General features: G+C 49.4%; 14 protein-coding genes. 3 read left to right on the top strand and 11 right to left on the bottom strand.

All coding sequences use genetic code 11. The features are described 5' to 3' along the window. Nucleotides 1-150 precede the first annotated feature (150 nt). Together FMM72_RS05330 and FMM72_RS05325 are read right to left on the bottom strand one after the other, a co-directional pair. Complete coding sequence (locus FMM72_RS05330) at nucleotides 151-1341, bottom strand: ABC transporter permease (RefSeq protein ID WP_160208684.1); 1191 nt, start codon at nucleotides 1339-1341, stop codon at nucleotides 151-153. Between the two features lie 6 nt (nucleotides 1342-1347). Further along, nucleotides 1348-2433 carry an efflux RND transporter periplasmic adaptor subunit gene (locus tag FMM72_RS05325; protein ID WP_160208685.1) on the bottom strand — a complete coding sequence of 362 codons (1086 nt, stop codon included), beginning with the start codon at nucleotides 2431-2433 and terminating at the stop codon, nucleotides 1348-1350. A 305-nt stretch (nucleotides 2434-2738) separates the two neighbouring features. Between FMM72_RS05325 and FMM72_RS05320 the strand changes: the two genes are divergently transcribed. After that, nucleotides 2739-2918, top strand: a complete 180-nt coding sequence (locus FMM72_RS05320) for a hypothetical protein (RefSeq protein ID WP_006875285.1) — start codon at nucleotides 2739-2741, stop codon at nucleotides 2916-2918. Here the strand turns inward: FMM72_RS05320 and radA are convergent. Continuing rightward, nucleotides 2892-4280, bottom strand: coding sequence for a DNA repair protein RadA (radA, locus tag FMM72_RS05315; RefSeq protein ID WP_162220802.1), 1389 nt, complete (start codon nucleotides 4278-4280; stop codon nucleotides 2892-2894). The genes FMM72_RS05320 and radA overlap by 27 nt on opposite strands. A 283-nt stretch (nucleotides 4281-4563) precedes the next feature. Between radA and FMM72_RS05310 the strand changes: the two genes are divergently transcribed. Beyond that, nucleotides 4564-5346 carry an N-acetylmuramoyl-L-alanine amidase gene (locus FMM72_RS05310; protein ID WP_243157732.1) on the top strand — a complete coding sequence of 261 codons (783 nt, stop codon included), beginning with the start codon at nucleotides 4564-4566 and terminating at the stop codon, nucleotides 5344-5346. 92 nt (nucleotides 5347-5438) lie between these two features. Here the strand turns inward: FMM72_RS05310 and FMM72_RS05305 are convergent, their stop codons facing one another. The 3 genes from FMM72_RS05305 to FMM72_RS05295 all read right to left on the bottom strand — a co-directional run bounded on the left by FMM72_RS05305 (nucleotide 5439) and on the right by FMM72_RS05295 (nucleotide 9885). Then, nucleotides 5439-6101: a YesL family protein gene (locus FMM72_RS05305; RefSeq protein WP_160208688.1), complete on the bottom strand. Its 663-nt coding sequence runs from the start codon at nucleotides 6099-6101 to the stop codon at nucleotides 5439-5441. 285 nt (nucleotides 6102-6386) lie between these two features. Continuing rightward, entirely contained in the window at nucleotides 6387-9023 is a 2637-nt protein-coding gene (locus FMM72_RS05300; protein ID WP_162220800.1) for a transglutaminase domain-containing protein, read from the bottom strand. A 682-nt stretch (nucleotides 9024-9705) separates the two neighbouring features. Continuing rightward, nucleotides 9706-9885, bottom strand: a complete 180-nt coding sequence (locus tag FMM72_RS05295; RefSeq protein WP_160208690.1) for a hypothetical protein — start codon at nucleotides 9883-9885, stop codon at nucleotides 9706-9708. A 264-nt stretch (nucleotides 9886-10149) separates the two neighbouring features. On the opposite strand from FMM72_RS05295, the gene FMM72_RS05290 reads away from it, so the two are divergent. Then, nucleotides 10150-10695 (top strand): NADH peroxidase, encoded by a 546-nt coding sequence (locus tag FMM72_RS05290; RefSeq protein WP_006875303.1) that lies wholly within the window; start codon nucleotides 10150-10152, stop codon nucleotides 10693-10695. A gap of 86 nt (nucleotides 10696-10781) precedes the next feature. On the opposite strand, the gene FMM72_RS05285 is transcribed toward FMM72_RS05290, so the two are convergent. The 5 genes from FMM72_RS05285 to FMM72_RS05265 form a co-directional block, all read right to left on the bottom strand. Next, the gene (locus FMM72_RS05285) at nucleotides 10782-12386 is read right to left on the bottom strand and encodes an L-aspartate oxidase (RefSeq protein ID WP_160208691.1); all 1605 of its coding nucleotides are present in this window, start codon (nucleotides 12384-12386) and stop codon (nucleotides 10782-10784) included. Between the two features lie 152 nt (nucleotides 12387-12538). Then, nucleotides 12539-13528, bottom strand: coding sequence for an isochorismatase family protein (locus FMM72_RS05280; RefSeq protein WP_162220799.1), 990 nt, complete (start codon nucleotides 13526-13528; stop codon nucleotides 12539-12541). Nucleotides 13529-13573: 45 nt separating this feature from the next. Further along, nucleotides 13574-14176, bottom strand: a complete 603-nt coding sequence (locus FMM72_RS05275) for a cysteine hydrolase family protein (RefSeq protein ID WP_160208693.1) — start codon at nucleotides 14174-14176, stop codon at nucleotides 13574-13576. 40 nt (nucleotides 14177-14216) lie between these two features. Beyond that, nucleotides 14217-15494, bottom strand: a complete 1278-nt coding sequence (gene codB / locus FMM72_RS05270) for a cytosine permease (protein ID WP_160208694.1) — start codon at nucleotides 15492-15494, stop codon at nucleotides 14217-14219. A 323-nt stretch (nucleotides 15495-15817) separates the two neighbouring features. Next, entirely contained in the window at nucleotides 15818-16210 is a 393-nt protein-coding gene (locus FMM72_RS05265; RefSeq protein WP_160208695.1) for a Mini-ribonuclease 3, read from the bottom strand. Between the last annotated feature and the right edge of the window lie 3 nt (nucleotides 16211-16213).

Raw genomic sequence — 16213 nt, 5'->3', positions numbered from 1 at the left:
AGAAAAAATCCTCCTTCTTTTAGCTCCCCTTTATTTCGCTAAATTTTCATTTAACGAAATTATTTATTTTTATTTTACAGCTTCCCTTTCTGAATGTCAATACTATTCTTAAAAGAATCCCCGCCATGTGGCGGGGATTCTTTTTTTGTTTTAATCTGTTCGCAGGGCGTCTACTGGACGCATACGCGCCGCGACGGTTGCTGGATAGACGCCAAATATCATTCCAATTCCAACAGTCAATATGATAGAAATTGCGATCAGCCACGGAGCAATGGAAACCGGAATATGCAGAAGCGTACATCCGGACCATACCACAAAAAGTCCGACACCGACACCGGCCATGCTGCCAATTAGAGAGATTGTAAATGCCTCAATTAGAAACTCCAGTAAAATGGTTCCCCGCGTCGCACCAATCGATTTTTTAATTCCAATTTCACGTGTCCGCTCATTGACAGATACAGTCATTACAGTCATGATCCCGAGGCCCGCTACAACGAGAGATACTGCCGCAATTGATGATAGCACGATTGTGATAATCCCAAGTAAATTATTTAATGTGTCTTTTTGTTTTGATATATTTTCTGCTTTAAATCCTCTGTTGATATTGTGAAGCCTGTTCACGGAAGCTGTTAATTGTTCTGCGGCGGCATCTGAGTTGCTGTTATCATGTAAGGTTACTGCAATCTGTTCAAATGCCTGGTCGCCGGTATATCTTTGAATGGTAGTATAAGGCACATAAGCAAATGAAGGGATCACATCCCCTACCATTGTCTGCAAGATATTCCCGCCTGAGACTGCAACGCCGACGATTTCGAGGCGCACATAGCTTCCGCCAATCATCGCATCCAGATATTTTCCAACAATATTGTCGCGTTTATAAAACATCTGTGCAACGTTCGCATCAATAACACAGACATCGGATGCACCAGCGATATCCGCCTCATTCAACAGGCGGCCATATTGTGATTTCAAAGATATCAACTGGTCGCCTTTACAATCGACTCCCCAAAGCATGGCGTTTGCGACCAATCCGCGCATACGGATACTGCTGAAATCGACAACCACCGGTGTGGCGCTTTTAACAGTTGGAAGATCACGGATCAGCTCCAGATCACGCTGATCCATCTTTTGACGGGTAAATTTCTGATCCGCGCTCACTGTCAGACTGCCCAAGCCAAGGGAATTAAGCTCATCGGAAATTGTCTGCTTTCCAATTTCTCCGATGGAACCAATCAAAACAACCGAGGCCACCCCTATCGCAATGCTTGCAATTGTCAGAAAGCTTCGAAATCGTTTTCGGCCAAGATTGCGCAGGCTGCAAACAAAGCTGTCGAACAGCATGGCGCGTCACTCCTTCCTCAGATTGATAAGTCCGCCCTCTGTTCCCGCCGCTGCCACATCCGACAGCAAGATATCATTTGGCGAAAGTCCCTCGATCACTTCAACGCCTTCTAAAAGTTCCATACCAGTCTTGATCGTCCTGCGTTCCACACGGGCGCCATCTGCAATATACACATATTCCTCATTGTTTTCGTCCTGCCCCACAGCTTCATATGGAACGGTCAACATTGTGCGGCGCGTATCTGTCATAATCTGTGCGCGCACTGTAAAGCCAGCTTTCAGATGGTCGTCCGGGTCATCAATGGAAATTTCCACATCGACGACCGTTTCCTGCGCGGTGGTACCTGTCTGTTTGCGTGCAACAGGATAGATACGGCTGACATGTCCATGATATGTTTGATCCGGAAACCCAGTCCCTTCAATGATCGCCTCATCCCCTACCTTGATATCGGAAACATACGATTCCCCTACTGTCACCATTGCCACAAAGCTGCCTGTATCCGATATGGTAATCACCGGCTTTGCAGTACGCGACAGCATACCGCTTTTAATTTCGATATCCGTAACAATTCCATTGATTGGCGCGGTGATCACATCAGGAACATAAATATAGGTATTGGCCTCATTGGCTGCGCTGTCGAGCGCGGCGTAAGCCTGCGCCAAGTCATCCAGCGGGCCTAGCTCGGCATCCAAACCAGATGCTTTCAGAGCGGAATACATTCCAAGCAAATCGGACGTATCCGCCGGCAGGGTCTCAGTAATACCGGACAACAGTATCGAGGCAGGCACGCTTTGTTGCATGATGCTTCGCGTCGTCTCCGCATCAATAACAGCAAGCACATCATCCCGGACAACACGGTCCCCTACTGATACGTTGACTGTCTGCGCCACTACTGGTGTATCAAGATAGATTTCCCGAACATTCTGTGCCTCAATGGTCCCCGAGGCGCTGATCCGCTTTTCATATAATGTTTCATTTGGCGTAATACAGGAAACGGTCGGCACCGCACGCAAAACAATCCACGGAGCTGCTGCTGCCACCCCAAAGGAGCCGGCTGCCAAAAGCAGCGCGGCGACACGTTTTAACAACAAAAATAACCCCCTATAACGGCGGTGCCAGGGACTTATCTGAAAACAGAGAATACACCAGCTTTTTCACAAGCAATACCCAATCTGCTGTCTGTGAAAAAAAGACCAATTTTCAGACAAATCCCTGATCCCGGAAATAACCGAAGTTAGTGTTTGCCGTTACAGGGATTTTATGCGAATGTTCAGGACTGGAATCCGCTAGTTCTTCACCGTATGAATCGATGCAAACTGGTTAATATAATGCCTGCATTTGAAATTTGCAAAGTCCGGCGTATGAGATGCGTCCGGGCAGCGGGAGGGTATGTGTTATGGCAAAAGAACGAAAAATGCGTCTCATTCCCTGTGATAAAGATTGCTATTATCAGCAACAGGGCTACTGTTCCCTTGATGAAATCGGCTATATTACCAATTGCGAAGGCAATGGCTGCGGCTATTTTACACGCACCGACCCTTATGCAGATCTATCGGATGACCGCGATCGCCTGTGACAGGTTTTGCACACCGATCAGATTTAAATCCGGCATATCGCGCACATTGACCATTGAAATACAGTGGCGTGGGATCACACAGGTCGTAAAACCAAGCCGGTATGCCTCGCTGACACGCTGTTGAATACTGCCAACAGAACGCACTTCTCCGGCCAATCCAATTTCACCAAAGGCCGCGAGATCATCTGGAATACATTTATCCAACAGATTTGATACAAGCGCCATTGCAACTGGCAGATCAGCGGCCGGTTCGTCCAGCCGCAGGCCGCCGACCACATTGATATAGGCGTCGAGCGTTCCAAAAAAATAGCCTCCGCGCTTTTCGAGCACTGCAATCAACAGCGCCGCGCGGTTATAATCAAAGCCGGCCGCCTGACGGCGCGGCGTGCCAAAGCCTGTTTTGGAGACAAGCGCTTGAACCTCCGCGAGAATCGGACGCGTCCCCTCCATAACACAAGCCACGCATGTCCCGGAGACATTTTTTGGACGGCCTGAAAGCATCATCAAGGAAGGATTTGGTACCTCGTGCAAACCTTCCTGTCCCATCTCAAATACACCGATTTCATTGGTGGAGCCATAGCGGTTCTTTACCGCTCGCAAAATTCGGTAATTTTGATGGCGTTCTCCTTCAAAATAAAGGACGGCGTCAACCATATGCTCAAGCATCTTTGGCCCGGCAATCGCTCCGTCCTTATTGACATGGCCAACGATAAACACCGGGATCTCTGCGCTTTTGGCAATACCGATCAATACTTGTGTGCATTCGCGAATCTGAGTCACGCTGCCAGCCGATGAAGTTAAGGCAGAAAGATTCATCGTTTGAATGGAATCGATCATCACGACATCCGGCGATAGCTTTCGAACTGTTTCCAAAACGTTTTCGACATCTGTCGTGGCCGAAATATAAAGATTGTCGCTGTCTACACCAAGCCGGTTTGCACGCAGCTTAAGCTGTCGCGCGCTTTCCTCGCCCGATACATACAGAATTTTCAGGCTTCCACAGAGATATTGGCAGATTTGCAGCAATAATGTTGATTTGCCGATTCCAGGATCTCCAGAAAGCAGCATCACCGAGCCAGCGACGATCCCACCGCCAAGCACACGGTCAAGCTCCCCGACCCCTGTTTTATATCGCTGGCTGTCATCGGAGGATATTTCAGACAGACGTGCTGCCTGCGCCGTTGCACGCGGCGCGGCAGGAGCCGCTGAAGCTGCACGCGTTTTTGACGCTGCAACCTGCTGCCGTATCTCCTCGACCAATGAATTCCATTCGCCGCAATCCGGGCAACGTCCATACCATTTCACACTTTCATATCCGCAGCTCTGGCAGACATATACGCTTTTGTTTTTTGTAACAGCCATTTATTCCCATTCCTTCATAATTACATTTCTTTTACTTTATGACGGAATGGCCATTCTGTCAAGCCCTTATAGGGTGCGCGCTGTTCAAATAAAAAGCAAAAAAGGCGGCGCAAAGCGCCGCCCACTGAGGGAAACGGGATTATTTGCGCATCAACAGGCCGTCAGAAATAACAACATGTCCGCCATTGGAAACTGTAAAGTACAGATAGCCCCCCTCCCCCCTTTTGCGCCATAGGGCATAAATATCCCGATTGTCCGCATAGATTGGAGCGGGGGGATGCATATGAAGGTTCAAAAGTCCACAGTCGCGGCGATTTTTTTACTTATGATAACAGCGTTTGCGCTGGCTCGCTATTCTATTCGGTCGATTACTGCTGTTTCACCATCATTCGAGGCGTTTGAGACACCGCCAACTATCATTATTGATGCAGGCCATGGCGGCTTTGACGGCGGTGCTGTTGGTGTTGATGGAATTGTGGAAAAGGACATCAATCTTTCAATCGCATTAAAGCTCTACGATTTGTTTACAATCAATGGATACAATGCTATTCTGACGCGTGACAGTGATGTCGCGCTTAACGATGAGACAGCAACCACAACGCGTCAGAAAAAAAATTCTGATATTCACAATCGATTTGAATTGATGAAAACATATGATAACTGTATTTTCATCAGTATCCATCAAAATAAATTTACACAATCAAAATACTTTGGAGCACAGGTTTTTTACGGCCCTAAAAATCCTGAGAGTCAACTTTTGGGAGAGATTATGCAGGCCAATTTAATTGAAATGTTACAGCCGGAAAATACACGTAAAAGTAAACCGTGTACAGATAGTGTATATCTAATTTATAATGCGCCGGCTCCCGCGCTTTTGGTTGAGTGCGGTTTTTTATCGAATCCAGATGACGCTTACAAGTTGGTAAACGCAGATTATCAGAAACGCGTAGCGTTTGCTGTGTTTGCAGGTGTATCTGAGTACCTTAATTCCCCGGGACGTACCGAAAAACCGGAAGGCACTGAACAGGTCGTATGGGAATTTGACCGGCGCTTCGCTATAGCATAAACAATAGTTGCTTTGCACATCTGCCCGCAGAGCGGGCAGATGCGCATTTTAAACAAAAGAATTTCCGTTTGCGCTCCAGGCACGCTTTCAAGCTATTTGAGATACCAGGGCTTGTCCTCGTCCTCTTGGAAAGTATGTGTGCTGGTGTATTTTTTCATAACCCACTCCACTGGAAAGGAAGCGAGCAGGATAGTCACAGCCGGCGTGACTGCGAAAAACGGGACAAACCACAGAGCTGTTGTCAGTGTAAAGGAAAAAAAGATAAGCAGGGCCAAAGCAATCGTGATGGGCAGATACCGGAAGGTGAGCATAAAAGTGTTCCACAACAGGCCGCTAAGACTGGTCTCGAACCGGGAAAGCAGCGGGAACAACCAGCACAGGAAGCCTATTGGCAACAAAAGCAGGAGCGTTATGGCAATATAGCCCCACATCAGCGCCTCATCCCCACCCAAGGCCATCGTCTGCATCATTCCATGTTCCCAATAGAGAAAAAGGCCTACTGGAAAGCAGAGCAACGTCACTAGACTGCCCATTTTCCAGTTGGTCTGAAAAGATCGCCAAAAATTGTGGTACGCATGCCTCTCGCCTCTGCGTACGCACTTGACCACGCTGTAATAGAGGGCGGCGGTCGCTGGGCCAATCGTTATTACCGGCAGGCAGACGATCAGCCAGATCACGCTCAAGCCCACGATATCCATAAATTTGCTGATGCTGCTGAAAAATCCGTTTTCCGGATTGAATATCTGATGAAACAACAGCCATCGCCCCTCTTTTTTATTTGTCCTGAACCATGCCCGTGAAACGGTTCTGTCGTTTGTACTGCGCTTATTGTACCCTATCCTTATAGAAACGTCAATCGGCCTCTTCAGCTTTTAGCCTGAATCTCCCCAAAGCGTGGGACACTTTTTTGTGTCCCGCGCTTTGGGGACCTTGTAAAGAAAATTTGTTAACGAGGACATTATATAAATATAAGGATGTATATAGCGACAGATCTACAAAAATGGGCGGCGCTATCGCGCCGCCCACTGGGGAAAAAGGGATTATTTGCGTGCCAGCGGGCCGTCGGAAATGATGACATGTCCGCCATTGGAAACAGTAAAGTGCAGATAACCGTTCGTATCGATGTAGTACATCGGATAGGCAATCGGCGTATAGATGTTTGTCGCTGCATCATACGAATAGAAATACAGATTCTCTGTATTCATATTGGTAAGATCGAGCTTCACAGCAACCTCAATCGCCATGCCGAACGGGCCGGTATGCTCAAATTTGACGACCTTGATATTGTTGGTGAAATACTTGTCAAACAGCGTGGAAACCGAAAGATCAGACAGTTCAACACCAAGCTTGATATCGCCTGTCAGTGAAGCATACTTCGCAGGATCGATATACATGCGCGATTGCACAACGCCGTTCTTGACAACATCGGACCAAACGATCGGAGTGACATTTACACCAGTGCCAGCCGCTGCCTGGTCAACCGCGTCTTTAATCGCCTTGAGGGCCTCTGCGCCAATAGACGAACCATTGCGGATGACAACTGGAGCGACGGCCGAGTTGGAGCCATTGGCCAGCGCATCTTTGATCGCATTTTCCGCCGACCTGGCGGCTTCCTTACCCGCAGCGGCCGGAGAAACCGGGACGCGCGCGCCGCCGGTTGAACCAGTCGAAACACTGCCCTTGTTGTTCAGCTTGCTGCCGCCGGAGGAGGAACCGCCGCCGCCAGAGGAGCCGCCGCCGGAAGTCGACTGGTTGTTGATCACGATGACCGCCTCGCCGTAACCGACTCCAAGATCGGACAGATCACCACTGTCAAGCTCACCGCTGTCAAGAACCGGACGTGCGGAAACGTAAACCACATAGCTTCCCGGGGCAACGTTGCTATTGGCGACAATCTTATCGCCGTCGATACCGAAGCTGCCCTCTGAACCGCTTTCGAGGTTATACATGACACCAAGATTGTACGGGACATTCTTCGCTTCCATCGAAGCGACAACAGTATCCGCAGCGATTGTGCCATTCAAACCCGCAACCGGGGTGACGACAACATGGAATGAATCAGGATCTGCCACCAGCGTAACAACCTGGTTTGCCTTATCGGAGCTTTGGAAATCCTCGTCTGTGCTCTCGACATAAGCCGAAATCTGCTTTGTGAGACGGTGGTCAGGTGTATTTGTATCGACTGTGAAGGAATCGGTATAGACCGTTTCCGCACCGCCATTAACCGTGTACTTAATAGTGCCTGCATTGTTCGGATTGGAAATTGTAATGTCCGCGCTGGTGTGGTCTTCGTTGTAAGCAACCGCAATCACCGGAGCGGCATACTTGTCAACCTCAGGCACCTCGAACGAAACGGAATTGTAATGATAATCCTCGTTGTTCTTGATGGTGACAGTATATGTACCAGCGTCAAGACGCTTGGCAAAGTCGATGGTGATCTTGTCGCTTTCCTGCTTAAAGCTGGCGATTCCAACAGCCGGCGCAACGGTCACATCAGCCTGATTAACGACCGGCATAGCGGCATTCGGATCCTCCAGTGTCAATTTGAGGACGACTTGCTTTGAGGTGCTCGATTCGACCGCAACATTGACATTGTCGCCGGAAAACTGAACGTAATCCTCGACGCTGAGAGTAACGGCTGGCGGCGTAGGGACCGGCGTACCATCGGTGTAACGCAGCGGATCGAAGCCAAGAAGGCTGTAATACGGATTGCCGGAACCGATGGCCAGAAGGTTTTCTGTAAAGTCGCCGGGCGTGTTGACCATAGTTTCATCGCTGCCATCATTATTGGTGACATCGACAAGGTACCAGTTGCCATCCAGCTCAACATAGTTCCACATGTGGTTGCCCGCGCCTGTGCCGGTACCAATATGGCCCTCTACGATCAGGCAGCCGATGTCGCTTTCATCGCAGAGATACTTAAACGCCTTGGAATATCCCTCGCAGACGACGGGCTTTCCGTTGAAAGCGTTGATCATCTGGTAGGTATCATCATAGATACCATCCTCAAGCGCGGGAAAATCATAGGTGGTCAGGTTGCAGATAGCTTCGTTGAAATAACGAACCTTATCATAATCGGTGCCGCTGGCATTCGCTACAATTTCAGCAGCTTTTGCAAGCGCACTGGCACGGTCGCCGCCCTTATTGGAGTCAATCTTCCAATAGGAATAGGAACCCGACAGCCCATTATATGTATCCTTTTTTTCCGAGCCAGGGACACGATAGTCCCCAATAACCGGGAAATAGGTATAGCAGGTTCCGCCGCCGGAAATATAGGAAATGTTGTTGCCAGGACCTTTTCCGAACCAGTTGAGCAGCTCGGTGTGGTCCATCAGGTTCGCTTCAAGAGCATCTTGAACCTCTTTGGCTGTACCATTCACGGTATATTTACTGATACAATCGCCGGTTCCGTTGTCGATACGCTCGAAATAAGTGAGCATATCATTATAGATCGTCTTGGCGTTCCCAGTAAGCTTGTTGCCGTAGAAGTTGCCGGTCGCCGCATACATCGCGGGCCGTTGGGCGATCTCGACCATCAGGTCTTCGACGTCGACGGTTACAACCTCATAAACAACATCGTTGTTTGTGTTGTTGGCCGCCGCATCGTCCGCCACCGCTGTGATGGCTGTTCCGAAAACCATACACAACGCAAGGATGGATGCTAGCACTTTCTTCATTGCTTTGTAGATTCCTCCCTTTTTTCACAGCCGGATACAAAAAATCGTAATGGGCGGCGGCTTCTTCTACCATAGATACCGCTGCCCCGCTCTCCGCTGCGCTTGATATTTTATTAAAAACGGTAACAAAACAACGGCCCATCGACCATAAGTCCCCAGCTCTTAATACATCGGATAAGCCGCGAAATGTCCACATTTTTAATCAGAACATCCAATAAAGCCCAAAAGCTTTGCAGCTGTTTTAAAAGGAGCAACCCAGCCTTTGTTTACTGAATTTCTCCTTTTTTCCATAATTATTTAAATACATTATAGCAGTCACAATTTTTTTGTCAATCATCAGGAATTTTATGTATTAATCAGCAAATATCATTTGCCTTTTGCCTGCGCTGTCCAATTGGAGAAAGGCTGGCTCAGGTCCCTCCTTCCGATTTTTCTTGCTACAATCATTATATAAAGAAAATACGATATTTTCAAGGTTTTGTTCGTTTGAATATGCTTTTTATAAACATTTGCAGATTAGATTATGATATATGCATAAATAAAAGAAGGATCTTCATGGGTATATGCAGCGACTGGTTGAGGAGCAAGGCCAGGACTAACGACCCCTGCCTTTGTAAAGGAAAAGCCCCTGACCAGGCCGCCAATGGGGCGGTTCGGTCAGAGGCTTTTGTCGTATTTCTATTTAGTGGCCGCAGTCGGTCGCTTCATTGCGGCCGCGCTTCGCCTGGGTGGACTTCTGGTTCAGACTGTTGCTCGTAGAATTGCTCGTGCTGCTGCTGAAACCATTCGAAGCCTCGTTGGTCATGCTGTTCTGTGAGGAGCGGTTCTGCGCTTTATTTGTGCTTTTGCTGTTTTTCGCCATGTCCTTTCACCTCTTTTCAAAGTAGCGTATCAATAGTATTTGGAGTTTCTCACGAAATTATTCTTACCTCTCAACGCTTTAGCAGGCGAAATATACGGTCAAAAAAGCGCTCTTTTCGATGGATTCAATCGTACTTTTCCCACAAATTTTCTATAAAATTGAAAAAAACCAAGTAAACAGCTTGACTAATAATATACTTTCGTGGTATAGTTATAAACAGGCAAGGAAAATGTTTGCTATTTCATCGACAGGAGGAATTTTATAATGAAAAAGTTTGTTTGTACAATCTGCGGTTATGTTCATGAGGGCGATACCCCGCCGGAGTTCTGCCCGCAGTGTAAGGCTCCCGCTTCCAAGTTTGAGGAGCAGAAGACTGACGGCCTGACCTGGGCGGACGAGCACCGCATTGGTGTTGCAGCTGGCGTCGATGCTGAGATCATTGAGGGTCTGCGCATGAACTTTACCGGAGAGTGCACCGAGGTTGGCATGTATCTTGCGATGGCGCGCCAGGCGCACCGCGAAGGCTATCCGGAAATAGGCCTTTACTATGAGAAGGCCGCTTACGAGGAGGCCGAACATGCGGCCAAGTTTGCCGAGCTGCTTGGTGAGGTCGTTTATGCCGATACCAAAAAGAATCTGGAGCTGCGCGTCGCTGCTGAAAACGGCGCCTGTGAGGGTAAGAAGAAGATCGCGACCCGCGCCAAAGAGCTTGGCCTCGATGCGATTCATGACACCGTTCATGAGATGGCTAAGGACGAGGCGCGCCACGGCTGCGGCTTCCAGGGTCTCTTGAACCGTTATTTCAAATAAGTATCCTCCTTACTTTAAAAGTAAAAAGGTCCGTCCCCATCCAGTGGGGACGGACCTTTTTTGCTCGATTCGACTGTAAAAAAGCATCATTTTTCCTGCTCGTATGTAAGGAAATAACTTGTGGCCTGAGATGGGTCCTGATTTGGGAAATCGGTTCGGGTATGGCATCCCCGGCTTTCAGTGCGACGCAGCGCGGACTGGAGCACCAACTCCGCCAGAGCCACAAGCTGCATCAGACGCCGCTTTTTCTGCTGTTGGGAAAAGCACGGGGTTGGCAGCTCTGCCGCATGTGCCGCCATAACGCCCAGACGTACCAATCCGCAGGACAACCCTTCCCTGCTTCGCAGAACGCCGCCGCAGGTCCACAATATCCGCCGGATCTCCTGTTCCTCCGCCATGAGAAAAGCGGACGCCTCAGGGTCTGCCTGCGCTCCCTGGACGCAGTGCTCCGCAGCAGGCCAGTCGATCGTCTGTTCATTTGAGACCATTTTACTTTCCTTAGCGGCCAAGGCTCCGGCTATCTGACCAAACACAAGATTTTCTGTCAGGGCCGTCGCGCCCAGACGATTGGCGCCGTGAATTCCTCCGGTCACTTCTCCTACTGCATACAGCCCGGGGACGCCGGTTTGACAGTTAATGTCGATCGCCACGCCGCCACAGGAAAAATGGGCCGCCGGCGTCACTTCAATCAGACTGTAGGAGGGGTCCACCCCCGCTGCACGAAGCGCCTTCACTGCGCCAAAGCTTTGAAGCAGGGCCTTTTCAGGGATATGCCGGGCGTCTACATAAACGCCTCCCGACGAACTTCCGCGTCCGGCCGCAACCTCCGCTGCAATGGCATAGGAAAGCACGTCCCGGGCGGATATCTCCATCAAATCCGGCGCATAGCGAGCCATGAAGCGTTCCCCGCTCCGGTTGAGAAGATAAGCGCCCTCCCCTCGCAGAGTATCATTGACCAGCTTTCCCTTCAGGCTGACGGGCGCGGCCAAAGTAGTCGGCATAAATTGGATGAATTCCATGTCACGCAGGCGGCATCCGGATTCCAGCGCCATAATATATCCTTCACCGGTTACGCCTGATGTCGTGGTAGTGTGCTCATAAAGAGCCGCCATACCGCCGGTTGCCAGAATCACTGTCTTAGCCGCGATCACCAGCGGGCGCCCCAGTTCATCCATACCTGCCGCTCCGACAACCCGCCCCCCGGAGCGCAGCAGCTCTGTTATAAGGGTATTTTTGAGCATGGTTACGCCGCAGGCCCTTGCCCGGCGATACAAAACGCCATATGTATCGCTTCCGCGTCCTGAAGCACAGCGCAGGGAACGAGGAAAGGTATGTCCCCCTGAACGGAATCGGCGGTATTGGCCATCTTCGTCCTGATAGAATTCCACGCCCCATCCGGCAGCCCGCTCAATAGCCAGTTTGGCGCCTTCCGCCAAGCGATGAAGCAGTTCCGGTTCCACCAGCCCTGCCCCGCTGCGCTCGGCATCCGCAATAAATTGTTCCACAGAATCGCCACCTGAATCCTTCAGTACAACCGCATAACCGCCCGCTGCTACCGCTGTGGAATTTCCTCCCGCCTTGTAAGCCAATATTACCGAAGCGCCAGCCTCCCGCGCGGCCATGGCGCTGCACAATCCTGCGCTGCCGCCGCCCAATACCAAAACGTCGATTTCCATTCTCACTGGCATCATTGACAGAAACGCTCCTTATCATTTTCTTTTATGCAATCTTGTGGGTATTTATAAATCAATTTCAAAAAGCCATTATATTTTAAAATCTCCGAACTCCAAAAACGCGGCATAGAATAAATGATTCTATGCCGCGTCCTGCGCTCTGCTTTAAATTATGGCCGTGATGCAGGTTTTCCCCATACTTTTGGGCTGTCTTGTTTGCCGGACTGAGCAATGTATTCTATGATTTTTTCGCATGGAAGCGTTGGGATTTCATAATTGGCCCGGAGCAAATTTAATCCGAATTCATGTTCGGCTAGGGTCGTAGAATCCACGCCATCCTCAGCGATGATAACCTGATAGCCCTGATTGAAAGCTTCGATAACCGTCTGTGCAACACATACATGGGTACGCCACCCCACCATAATGATGGTGTCTACCCCCAGCTTGTTAAGAGTCTGCTGGAGATTTGTCTGAAAAAAGGCGTTGAAATATCCCTTTTTCACAACATAATCCTGCGGCTTGGGTGCAAGCTCTTTGATAATCTCTGCTCCCCAAGTCCCTTCCATCGCATGTTCTTTCCAGATTTCCAACTCCGAATCGCCCGGATGATGAGAATCACAGACATATACGATCGGAATATTCGCCGCTCTCCCAGCTTCAAAAAGCTGGGAGAGCGGCCGGATAATGTTGTAAAACCTGTGGCACGGCAACGCTCCATCTTCCAGAAAATCGTTTTGAAGATCCACGCCGACAATAGCGGTATGATGTTGACCAATGCTGTCGAGCGCATCCTTTTGATAGGGCGACTGACCGTAGGCGGCTACTGTAATCGCATTGTTCAGCCGAAGCCTGATATGCTCCAGCTCCTGGATCTGGTTCTCGATCTTATAGAGCTGACGCTTCAGGATACCGCGCAGCCTGCTGCCCGGCGTCTCCAAAATCTCAGAGATTTCGTCCAGGGAAAACTGTTGTTCCCGATATAAGCGTATTTGCTGAAGCCGGAAAATGTCCTCCTTTGAATAGAGACGGTACCCGGAGGAGGATCGCTTGGTCGGAGCGATTAACCTAGCTTTTTCATAAAACCGGATCGTCTTAATTGTCAGTCCAGTAATTTCCGACGCTACCTTGACTGTTACCATTTGCCGTTCCGTTTGCTCCATAATCGTTCCTCCTTTCCCTGATGCGCCTGGAGTCTTCAAAGCTTATTACAGCTTTTTTATAACCTGATCGCTGGTTGTCACAGTGCCAAAATGTGTTTCAATATCCCAAAGTGTGGACTCCTGCTCACGGGGACCTGTGGCCCGGACGCAGTCCTCGGGCACAATGACCTGATAACCCAGGAAGAATGCATCATGGCAGGTGGAGCGCACACAGATATTGGTCACTACACCGGTGACTATAACTGTCTTAATCCCCAACTCCCGTAAAACAAGATCCAAATCGGTCTGATAAAATCCGCTGAACCGGCGTTTCGGAATCTGATAATCTTCAGGCTGGGGCGCCAGTTCATCGATGACTGCTGCGCCCCATGTCCCTTCGATACAGTGCGGCGCACGCTTGTCAAACTCCTTGTCGTACTTGTCCGCCCTATGACAGTCGTTGACGTAGATGATAGGCAGACCCTTTTCACGGCCCTTTGCAATCAGCGCCTTGAGCGGTTCAACTGTTTCCAGGCCCTCTTTCAGAGGCATTTTCCCGCCGTCCTTACAGAAATCGTTGAGCATATCAACAATCAAAATCGCTCCATGATCCACGGAAAATTCGCTTCCGTCATTTACAAAATACTCCGAAAAACCCTTTTCAGCCATTATAATTGTTCTCCCTTTTCCTTCTGTTTATTATAGAGGTTTACTGCCCCTCTTTGATTCCGCTGCCCATGACCTTGCCTAAAATCGCCTTGACCACGAAAGCCGTGATGATACAATTGACAACCGGCATACCGATCTGGATGCGAGAAACGACAAAACCAACAAGCCAAGCAATAAATCCCGCCACATTGATCGTTGGCAGTTCAATTCTATCCATCTCAGGATAGTCCTGACGATAAGTCACCAGGAAATCCGCAAGAAAGATACCGCCCAGAGGGGGCACAGTAGCAGACAGAAAATCAATATAGCTGCCGAAATAGTTATAAAAACCAATGACAGCAAAGATGATACCCACAACACCGAACCCGATGACCAGATAAGGGCGCTTGATCTTTGTAACACTGCTCAAGGACATTGAACCGGAATAAACGCAGCCCTGTGCCGTGGACCAGATATTGAGTACCAGCACCAGGAATGCCGGCGCCAGCAATCCCTGCGCAGCCATAACCATAGCAATGTCCGGGGAACCGGTGGCAACCGCGCCGACCGCACCGGAAAGCACCATGAAGGTATTTCCCAGCATAAGGGTAATAATCATGACGATGACAGCCGTCTTCGTACTTTTGGCAAAACGCATGATATCAGGCGTGAACATAACCGCGCCCACTGCGTAGGAACCAACGCCCAATGCCACTGCTTTGCTGAAAGTGATGGGATTCTCCTGCGTCATAGCCATCAGGCCGGCAACGCCGCCGCTGCTCTGGACAGCCATTACCATAGAGATTGTACCGAATACGATAATCAGCGGGACAGCCAGATTGCTCAGATAGGTCATCCATTTCATTCCGCGCAGAGCTGTCAAAGTCATGCCGATGCCGCCCAAAATTGCAACTGGGATAATGGGTGCCATAGAAAACAGCGCATTGGTGGATTGACCGATCATATAGGCGTCAATGGAAAACCAGCCGACTGTTGTAATCGCTACAATGGCGACTGGTACATATGTACCTGCTTTACCAAAGGAATATTTGCTCAAAAGCCCCAATGTCAGACCGCTTTTTGCGGCAATCACACCCATTATACAAGCCAGTACCGCCAGAATGACACTGCTAAGCAGAATAGCCAGAAAAGCGTCACGGAAATTCAGCCCAACGCCGATATTGCCGCCTGCCTGCATGCTGGTCACTACAAAGACGTAACCCAGGGATACAGTCAGCAGATTCAGCCACCCTTTCCGTTCAGACAATGGCACCCGCTGGTTGCTGAATTCATCATTGTTGTTTTCGACGGGCTTTGCAGCCGATGAATTTTCTTTCATTGATACATGCACACTCCTCTCAATACTGCCCTCGATACAAAAATCAAACGATCATCAGCTCATTTACATTTCCCTTTTTTAAACGCCTCCTTTCAAATGGTTCGAAAAGGATTTTATCCATTTCCCTTAACTATGGCGCCCAGTTTCTATCTGTTACACTACACCATCCCCTTAGGGGAGAGTCAAGACTTTTTTGGCTGATTGCATATTTTTTTATTCCATTCATCGATTCTATTGTATAATATCAGCAGAGCGGTTATTATACTAGGCTTTTGATATACTGAAAAAGCGCCGCCCGGTTGATTCCGGACGGCGCTTTATAGTCAAAATTCAGAATGAGCCAGCTTAAACAACTCATAAATACGGGCTGTCTCACCTTTTAAATAAAGATAGCCGAACAAAGCTTCCACGCCGGTTGCACGCCGGTAATCCACAACGGAAGCATTCTTTGGTACGCTCGCATTCGCATTGCGGCCACGTTTGTAGACGGCAAGCTCCTCCTCCGTTAAAAAAGGCTCCATAACGGCAAAGGCGGCCGACTGCGCCGACGCGTTCACAAGCGCGACAACCCGGTCGTGCATCTCGCCGACATGAACCATTCCCATAGCTGCAACGGCCTGCCGTGCGCACAGCTCATATACGGCGTCGCCTAAAAAGGCCAGAGGCAGTGGGCTGAGTGTACGCGGATCGGCTGTAAACGGTTCCATCAATTCCATACA

Source organism: Anaerotruncus colihominis, assembly GCF_010206195.1.
Classification (GTDB): domain Bacteria; phylum Bacillota; class Clostridia; order Oscillospirales; family Ruminococcaceae; genus Anaerotruncus; species Anaerotruncus colihominis_A.
Note: the sequence above shows the minus strand (reverse complement) of the source record. Positions and strands in the feature narration are given on the sequence as shown.

Coding starts and splice junctions, on each gene's coding strand:
- FMM72_RS05330 (WP_160208684.1), bottom strand. CDS start 1,341: ATGCTGTTCGACAGCTTTGTTTGCAGCCTGCGCAATCTTGGCCGAAAA.
- FMM72_RS05320 (WP_006875285.1), top strand. CDS start 2,739: ATGGCAAAAGAACGAAAAATGCGTCTCATTCCCTGTGATAAAGATTGC.
- radA (WP_162220802.1), bottom strand. CDS start 4,280: ATGGCTGTTACAAAAAACAAAAGCGTATATGTCTGCCAGAGCTGCGGA.
- FMM72_RS05310 (WP_243157732.1), top strand. CDS start 4,564: ATGAAGGTTCAAAAGTCCACAGTCGCGGCGATTTTTTTACTTATGATA.
- FMM72_RS05300 (WP_162220800.1), bottom strand. CDS start 9,023: ATGAAGAAAGTGCTAGCATCCATCCTTGCGTTGTGTATGGTTTTCGGA.
- FMM72_RS05295 (WP_160208690.1), bottom strand. CDS start 9,885: ATGGCGAAAAACAGCAAAAGCACAAATAAAGCGCAGAACCGCTCCTCA.
- FMM72_RS05290 (WP_006875303.1), top strand. CDS start 10,150: ATGAAAAAGTTTGTTTGTACAATCTGCGGTTATGTTCATGAGGGCGAT.
- FMM72_RS05285 (WP_160208691.1), bottom strand. CDS start 12,386: ATGATGCCAGTGAGAATGGAAATCGACGTTTTGGTATTGGGCGGCGGC.
- FMM72_RS05280 (WP_162220799.1), bottom strand. CDS start 13,528: ATGGAGCAAACGGAACGGCAAATGGTAACAGTCAAGGTAGCGTCGGAA.
- FMM72_RS05275 (WP_160208693.1), bottom strand. CDS start 14,176: ATGGCTGAAAAGGGTTTTTCGGAGTATTTTGTAAATGACGGAAGCGAA.
- codB (WP_160208694.1), bottom strand. CDS start 15,494: ATGAAAGAAAATTCATCGGCTGCAAAGCCCGTCGAAAACAACAATGAT.
- FMM72_RS05265 (WP_160208695.1), bottom strand. CDS start 16,210: ATGGAATTGATGGAACCGTTTACAGCCGATCCGCGTACACTCAGCCCA.